This window comes from candidate division WOR-3 bacterium, from assembly GCA_039801725.1.
Classification (GTDB): domain Bacteria; phylum Hydrothermota; class Tepidihabitantia; order Tepidihabitantales; family DTDR01; genus DTDR01.
This window is the reverse complement of record JBDRVE010000061.1, coordinates 1-5,066: the sequence shown is the minus strand read 5'-3', so window position 1 is coordinate 5,066 and position 5,066 is coordinate 1. Positions and strand designations below refer to the sequence as shown.

Genomic DNA, 5,066 nt, shown 5'->3' with positions numbered 1-5,066 from the left:
TTCCCTTGCCAATTTTAAAAACTCTTGAAAAATTTTGATATTCCTATTTATATCTAATTGAGAATTCCTGATAATCTCTTTTTCCAATTCTTCTAACAATTTCTTATTTTTTATCATTCTCTATCCTCTATTTCAATCTCCACAATTCTTCCAAGCCAATTAGCAAGTTCTAAAACTTCCATTGTAGCCAGACGCAATTTTGAAGCATCGGAATTTAAAAGTTCTTCAAGAGCATCATTTTGACAAAATTTTCTTTCTTTTAGCCATTCATTAAAGACATCGTAAACAGGTTTTTTTTCTTTTTTTGATTTCAAAAAGGCAAGCGTTGGAAGAAGACCATTGGAAATTATAAGTGAAGATACCCTTCTGGCATTAGTTTTAAATTTCTTTTGTTCTTCCTTTTCTTTATTTTTTATCTCTTTTACCTTTTTTAAGATATAATTTGCCCTTTCCTGATTAAGGGTTTTATTAATTTCGGTCATATTTTACCTCCATTTATGGATAAACTTTTGTTATTAAATTCTTATTTTTTAAGTAGTCATTTATAAACTTATCTAAAATTTGCCACCAATTAGCGTCAACAAAAATTTCCTTTTTATCAAACTTTATTTTTGCTCTATCTGGAAGGAATTTAAAATCGTGTCTCTCATTTGGTTTAAAAAATAAAACGAATCCTTCATAGTTGTTATTAAATTTTATTATTTTAAAAATTAAAAGAGAAGCACGCCTTCCTCGTTCTTCATGGTCAAGGATAGGAAATACTCCTTGTGGCATTATTGGTAGACCAAACCAGATTCTTTTTTCCCATTCGTTTCTCCTAAGCTTTTGCCTAAAATTTTTATATTCTTCTCCTATACTATTTAACAATTGGATATAATTACTCTGATGTCGATTAAATTTATAAATCTCTAAATTTTCAAAGATGTAAGGAATATCTCTTCTTGCCTGCCAATAGTTTAAAGATTTAATGTATTCTAACTGGCTTTTTAACCAATTTCCAATATTTTGATTACATATAAATTTTAAATTAAAGTCGTGCAGAATATCGCCATTTATATTTTCCACTATTATTGAACCAAACCCTCTTCTGCCTCTACTGCCAAAATTTCCAAGATAAAAAGCACACCAAACAGCACATAAGAATTTTTTAATATCATCTTCAGTAGAAGTTGGATGAAAAATAAATGAAATTTCAAAAGAAGATGAGGCATTAATTCCTCTCCGATTGGTTAGTCTTAAAGAAAATCCTAAATAATTATATCCTTGCCCTTGCTGTTGTAGTTGAAATTCCTGTTTATTATTTTCTTCTTTTAAGTTAATACTTACTATTCCCTTATTTGCTTTTTCTCCGCCCCAACCAAATAGTCTCTTTTCATTTTCAAAAGAACCGCCGAGCAATCTGAACCAATATCTAAAAAGTCCGTTAAAAGACTGGGTTCTTAATTCCGGCTGTTGTTCCGCACCACCCATAAAAAGAGGTGTTATAATTTTACATTTTAAATCAATCTTCTTCATCATTTTTATCCTATCTTCACCTTCATTAACCCCATCCCAAGTGTTTCATCGCCGCCAAATTGGATAATATTGGCATTGGAAAATAGGTCTTCTAATTCTTTTTTTACTTTTTCTGCCGAATTAATCTCCTCAATCGATTTATTGTATGGGTCAGCTATAAATAAAAAGCCGTAAAAAACACTTTCCGCAGGAATAAGTTCAATGGTAAATAAAGCACCTTCGGCTACTGTGCCAGTTGTTTGGTCAATCCTTATCCTTGTTCTTATCTCCACAGCATATTTTACAAAATCTCTAAAAACATCATCATAAACAATAGCAAGGTGTTTTTTTAAATTATCTATTTCTAAAGGTAAATAAGTAGAAAGTGTATCTACAAGTCTATCAACGTTTTGTGAAGTATCAATGTTAAAAACAAATTCCTCTAAAGCAACTTTATCACTATCAATTTTTAACTCTGAATTAGAAGAGATAATTATTTTACTCTCTTCCTTTATATCTGGAATATTGTTAGGTAAATTATCTTTTTTTATACTTTTCAATTCTTCTTTAAACCTTTTTAAAACAGAAGGACAGGTAACATAAGCAAAAACTCCCCTTACTGAACGAACAGGGTATAACAAGATTTTCGCATCAGTAAAAGATATACAAGAAGCATACTCTTCTCCGCCTTCTTCTGGTGCTGGTCCAAAAATTATGTTTACCTTATCTTTATCTTGCCAAATCCTCTCGGCTAAATCCCTTATCACTCCTTTTATTCCACTGGCAGCAAGAATGGGAAAATCAGTATGTTTTTCCCTCTGGATTGGATTGTCAACATAAGAAACACTAACTCCTGAACCCATATGGATTGGTGTTAAGCCATAAAAAGTTAAAATTAAATTCTCTTTAAACATATCTAACCTCCTTATATTTTAGCATAAATTCTTAAATTAAAACCAATAAATTCACCATTATCTGGTTTTAACCAGATATCTTTTTCTAATTTATCTTTATCTTTCACTTTTGCGTAAATTATACTTCCTTCTTTTATCCCTTTCATAAGACCTTTGCCATACTGTTTGGTGCGCCTTCCTAAATTTGCCACTTTTACCACCCCACTAATTCTCTCATAGGACTCCTCTTCTTCTGAAACTCCCTGAGTTAAATAAAGAATTTTTATTTTCTCACCATTTTCAACCATCGGTTTAATAAAATACTTTATAATATCATCTCCTTTTTCACATTTGTAAGTTACGTTGCGCATCTCACCACCAAGTTTTAAAACTTTCACATTATTATTCTCAAAAAAATCATAAACCTCATCTTCTGTTCTAAAAATATTATAATTATCTACATCAAACTCGACAAAAAATACTATCTTCACACCTTTTTTTAAGCGGACAAAATCAATCCGATATAAAGCATCTTCCTCTCTGGTAACATTTTTAGAATAGTCCATATGAATTCCTATCCGATGCTCAAAATCAAAAACATCTTTTAGAGAAAATAAATCCTCTCTATTAACCTCTTGATTGTTTAACCATTTTCGTAATCCTTCTAAACTGATAAAACCCTCAAAAACCTCAAACTCTTTATTTCTTTTCCTTTCCCACAAAAGACTTTTTAATTCTTCTTTTAAATCACTATAAAATGGCTTAATCAACTTGAAATTTCTTTCCTCCAATAATTCCACTCCTGTTATCTCACCACCCTCTTTCTTCTTTTCCGAAAGAATATCCAAAGGTTTTGGGAACAAAATCTTTTCTTCTATTTCTAAAAAGGGACCATAAAAGGTTTTTATGATTTTCGAAGCATCCTTTCCTTTCTCCTGTTCAATCTTGGCGCTAATCGCTCCTGCTAAAGTGGTGGGCAAAGGCGGAAAAATAGAACTTGCCTCCTGAACCGAGAGATTGAAAGGTTTTCCACGACCAAAAAATAAAACATCAAAAGGAGTGATGCTAAACTTGACCATTACTATATTAATATAGTCAAAAATTTATTAAATGTCAAGTTGTTTTATTTTTTCTAATATTAATAACCCCTTATCCGTTATTCTAATTCGAAAATCCTTTCCCCTTTCATCTTTCTCCCTTTGAACAAGTTGGTAAATCTCTAACCTCTCTACTTCTTCGGGATAAGTCTTAATTAACTCTTCATAGTGGGAGCCACTCCTTGGCATTTTATCTTTTAAAATTTCTAATAACTTAATCTCTCTTCCCTTTGGTAGATAAAAGAGTGGCGGTAGAAATACAACACGATTAAATTCTTCATTCATATAATAAATATCACAATTTAAAAGAAAACCTGCTAACGCCGTAGCAATCACATGGGCTTTAAAACCACCGGTAGGATTAAAATAGACATAATAACCTTCTTCTATCTTCTTTTTCGCAAGATAGATTAATCTATCAAGAAGTTCGGCTATCCCTTTCTGAAATTCATCTTTAGCACAATCTTCATTAAACTTTGCCGATTCCCAAAAATAACCACTTACCTCATAGGGAGTATAAATCGTATACCCCTTATCTTTTAGAAATCTTTCTAATACTCTTCGACAAAGTTCGTTAGAAGCGGTTTTAGTGCCAAAAAGATAAACTTCAATATCTTGGGGATTTTTATTTTCTACCACCCTTAAAAAAGTGTTAAGTTCTGCTGAATTTTCTTTTGGAGAGCCTTTTAGAAACTCATAAAGGTTTTCTATCTCTTGAGGATTATTTAATATCTCTTGCCAATAGGATTCATCAGAAAAACCAACCGAATATAAAATTCCTTTCTTTTGGGCATTGAGCAATAAAGAAACACCACTACTTATTATGTGAAACTCCTTCACCTTAACCTCCTTTCATTTTTTTTATTTATCAATTAAATTTAATTCTTCTAACTTACCTATTTTTCATTAATAATAACAAATTACCTTTCCCCTCTCTCAAAGGGGAAAACTGCCATTTATTTTCTTCTTAACTTTTCTTTTTCTTACCAACTATCAAAGAACAGACAATTATCACTATCCACAATATAATTTTTAATAAACATTGATAAAAAATCAATATTAATTTAATAAAAATATCCTTTATTAATAACTAAAGAATTCTCAAATCCTTCCTTTTAATCTTTATTATCTTTTAATTAACTAAATAATTAACTAAAAGTATGCCAAAAAGTTGGAGTTAGAAAAGAAAATAGCGAGAGAGTATGTTTTATTATAATAATTTATCAACTTTTTAAGTATCTATACTATCTCCTATACTATTCCCCCAACGTATAGTTAAAATATGCATAGAATCAAAGGAGAATTTGAAGTCCCAATTCCTCATAGATTAGGATAAAAACTTCTAATGCTCCCAATCAAAATGGCGCGATTATAAATTATAAATATGTTTCAATCCCTTATAGGTAGGCTAAAAACTCAGAAGCAGAAAAAGAATTGTGAATATATACTTCGCACAGTTTCAATCCCTTATAGGTAGGCTAAAAACGGAAGAGAAAAAAGAAAAAAGATTAAAATGGCTAAAGATGTTTCAATCCCTTATAGGTAGGCTAAAAACTGCGTTGTTCGGCAATTGTAATGATAC

General features: G+C 30.6%; 5 protein-coding genes. All 5 read right to left on the bottom strand.

Annotated elements, in window-relative coordinates; all coding sequences use genetic code 11:
* Nucleotides 1–113 precede the first annotated feature (113 nt).
* The 5 genes from cmr5 to ABIK75_08255 are packed head-to-tail and all read right to left on the bottom strand — an operon-like array spanning nt 114 to nt 4,324.
* Complete coding sequence (cmr5, locus tag ABIK75_08275) at nt 114–482, bottom strand: type III-B CRISPR module-associated protein Cmr5 (GenBank protein MEO0091085.1); 369 nt, start codon at nt 480–482, stop codon at nt 114–116.
* 13 nt (nt 483–495) lie between these two features.
* The gene (cmr1, locus tag ABIK75_08270; GenBank protein ID MEO0091084.1) at nt 496–1,515 is read right to left on the bottom strand and encodes a type III-B CRISPR module RAMP protein Cmr1; all 1,020 of its coding nucleotides are present in this window, start codon (nt 1,513–1,515) and stop codon (nt 496–498) included.
* Nucleotides 1,516–1,520: 5 nt separating this feature from the next.
* Entirely contained in the window at nt 1,521–2,408 is an 888-nt protein-coding gene (cmr4, locus tag ABIK75_08265; protein MEO0091083.1) for a type III-B CRISPR module RAMP protein Cmr4, read from the bottom strand.
* Nucleotides 2,409–2,419: 11 nt separating this feature from the next.
* Nucleotides 2,420–3,466: a type III-B CRISPR module-associated protein Cmr3 gene (cmr3, locus tag ABIK75_08260; GenBank protein ID MEO0091082.1), complete on the bottom strand. Its 1,047-nt coding sequence runs from the start codon at nt 3,464–3,466 to the stop codon at nt 2,420–2,422.
* Between the two features lie 27 nt (nt 3,467–3,493).
* Entirely contained in the window at nt 3,494–4,324 is an 831-nt protein-coding gene (locus tag ABIK75_08255) for a putative CRISPR-associated protein (protein ID MEO0091081.1), read from the bottom strand.
* Between the last annotated feature and the right edge of the window lie 742 nt (nt 4,325–5,066).